At 41.2% G+C, this 2,504-nt stretch carries 3 protein-coding genes; 2 read left to right on the plus strand and 1 reads right to left on the minus strand.

Annotated elements, in window-relative coordinates; translation table 11 throughout:
• Positions 1 to 1,095, plus strand: a 1,095-nt coding sequence (locus tag AACY61_RS12320; protein ID WP_339611876.1) for a glycosyltransferase, incomplete at its 5' end; no start/stop codon positions are given.
• Positions 1,096 to 1,097: 2 nt separating this feature from the next.
• Positions 1,098 to 1,937 carry a polysaccharide pyruvyl transferase family protein gene (locus tag AACY61_RS12325; RefSeq protein ID WP_339611877.1) on the plus strand — a complete coding sequence of 280 codons (840 nt, stop codon included), beginning with the start codon at positions 1,098 to 1,100 and terminating at the stop codon, positions 1,935 to 1,937.
• 212 nt (positions 1,938 to 2,149) lie between these two features.
• Here the strand turns inward: AACY61_RS12325 and AACY61_RS12330 are convergent.
• A partial coding sequence (locus tag AACY61_RS12330; RefSeq protein WP_339611878.1) for a UDP-N-acetylglucosamine 2-epimerase occupies positions 2,150 to 2,504 on the minus strand: 355 nt, incomplete at its 5' end.

Genomic DNA, 2,504 nt, shown 5'->3' on the forward strand with positions numbered 1-2,504 from the left:
AAATTGAATTCTCTTATCACCATCCTCTACGCCTACCGCAACCGTGACGCCCAACGGGTAAAACAGTCGCTGCTATCCTTGCAAAAGCAAACGGTAAACAATTTTGAAGTGGTATTTATTGATTATGGAAGTACACCAGTCTATAATGAGCCTGTTAAAGAGGTAGTGGAAGTATTTGCATTTGCCAACTACCATTATGTGGGCCATCCCGGCTTGTTATGGAACAAAAGCAAAGCCCTGAACTATGGCATCCGACAGGCAAAAGGGAAGTATGTGTTCATAGCGGATGTGGATGTGTTGTTTCACCCGGAAACCATCCAATTATTTCAAAATAGTGCCCACCCACAAACGGCCTTTCTTTTTCAATTGTCGTATTTAAGTAAAAAAACAACCGAATCATTAGGAAGTGAACCCAATTATTTTGACTTGCCTGTGAAGCACACAGGAGAAGTGAATGGAATGGTGCTGACCTCTAAGAAATCACTTATAGACATCAAGGGATTGGATGAGTTTTTTCACTTTTATGGTTCTGAAGATATTGACCTCTTTCAACGCCTCGAGTCTGCAGGCCAACAAGTGATACGACGCCCTGAAAAATATTTTTTACACCAATGGCATCCCATTTATAATTCTTATGATGATTCAAAGCTATCAATCACTCCAAGATTGTACAATGTAAAGCGCATCAATCAGCAGCATTATTTTTATCAAAAAAAGGCATCCACAGTCAAACCCAATCAATCGGATATGTGGGGAAACCCTGTTAAATCAAATGAATTTGAACAGTTGTTACATCCTGATGTGGAACATCAAATAGAAAATGTGCACGCCAAGGTAGTTCACTTTCTGAAAATTGTGTTACCTGCTTTTAAAAAAGGCGTTCTAAAACTGGAAGTACGTGAAGATGCTAAGCAACATACATTTAAGTATAAAATCAAAAAGCTGTTAAAAAAAACCTCACAACCTTATCTTTCAATAAAGGGCGTAAATGACCTGATCTTGTCTGAAATTATTTATAACTACAGAGATTACAATTACCTGTATGAAGTCCATAATGATTTAAAAGGTGTAACTTTTAGTATTCAAAAGGATTAAGTATGAAAAAAATAAGACTTTTTTGGTGGAATGAGGTGTATTATATGGGGAAACCCTTGCAAAACTATGGAGATTTATTGGGCAAGTATTTGGTTGAAAAAATATCAAACAAGGAAGTGGAATTCGTAAATCCGCGTAAATGGCATCTCAAAGACTATTTTCAACCTATTTACGCTACTGCCGGTAGTATATTAGCACACGTCAATCGCCATTGCGTGGTGTGGGGCAGTGGCATCATCTTAAAAGACCAGGTCGTAAAACCGGCCCGGTTTCTCGCCGTAAGAGGTCCCCAAACCAGTAAGCGACTGCTGGAGCAAGGGTATAAGGTTCCGGAAATCTATGGCGACCCGGCTCTGTTGTTGCCGCTCTATTACAATCCACCGATAGAAAAAAAATACACCCTGGGTATCGTGCCGCATTACAATGATTTTAAAGCGGTACAACAAAACTATCAAAACAGGAAAGACCTTTTAATCATCGACCTGATGACCAACGATATTGAAGCTACCACCAACTTGTTCTTGAGTTGCGAGCGGATAGTTTCCTCTTCTTTACATGGCCTGATTGTAGCCCATGCCTATGGCATCCCGGCCGTTTGGGTGCAATTTTCAGACAAGCTCTTTGGCGACGGCATCAAATTCAGGGATTATTTTGAGTCTGTCAAACTGCCAACCTATCAACCGGAAGTTTCAGAACAACTGCCTTCCATAGAAGAGCTAAAGAGACTCTTGGATACCTTCCCATCCCTACCCGAGCAAAAAACAATCAGTCAACTGCAAAAAGGATTGATGGACGTGTGTCCGTTTGTAGAGAAAATGACTTTAGACGGAGATAGAAAATAGAGAATAGAAAAGAGAGAAGAGAAAAGTGAACTGTGTACGTCCCTGTTTTTTTGAATTTTCATTCATCAACCCAAACACCAATCAACCAGTCAACCTTTCACCCTCCGTAGGTTTACCGAAGGAGGGAGTCAATTAGTAAACTAGTCAACTAGTCCACTAGTATACCAGTCCACCAGTCCACCAGTCAACCAGTAAACCAGTCCACCAATTAACTAATAAACAATCGTCTTATGAAAGCGCAATGGCAAGCTACTTAGCAAGGCGGCAATGGATTTTCCGGCTTCACCGGTACCGTAAATGGCGGAACTTACCGGACGGCCATGTTGAAAATGGGTTTCAATGGCATTTTTGATGGCCTCTTTGTCGTGGGGTACATCCAACACATTGCCTCCTTGTTGCCGGCGGTGTTGCCTGCTGCCAATATTGATGACCGGAACACCCAAAAAGGCACACTCTCTTATACCCACACTGCTGTTGCCTACCAGGCCTTTACTATGGTAGAGCAACTGTAAAAAATCTTCACTTTCCATATTTTTAAAGAAATGCACTTGCTCGAGGTCATAGCGT

This window comes from uncultured Planktosalinus sp. (genome assembly GCF_963973675.1).
In the GTDB taxonomy this organism is placed as follows: domain Bacteria; phylum Bacteroidota; class Bacteroidia; order Flavobacteriales; family Flavobacteriaceae; genus Planktosalinus.

Bases quoted from the DNA above. Each gene is read 5' to 3' on its own strand.
- AACY61_RS12325 (WP_339611877.1), top strand. From the start codon at position 1,098: ATGAAAAAAATAAGACTTTTTTGGTGGAATGAGGTGTATTATATGGGG.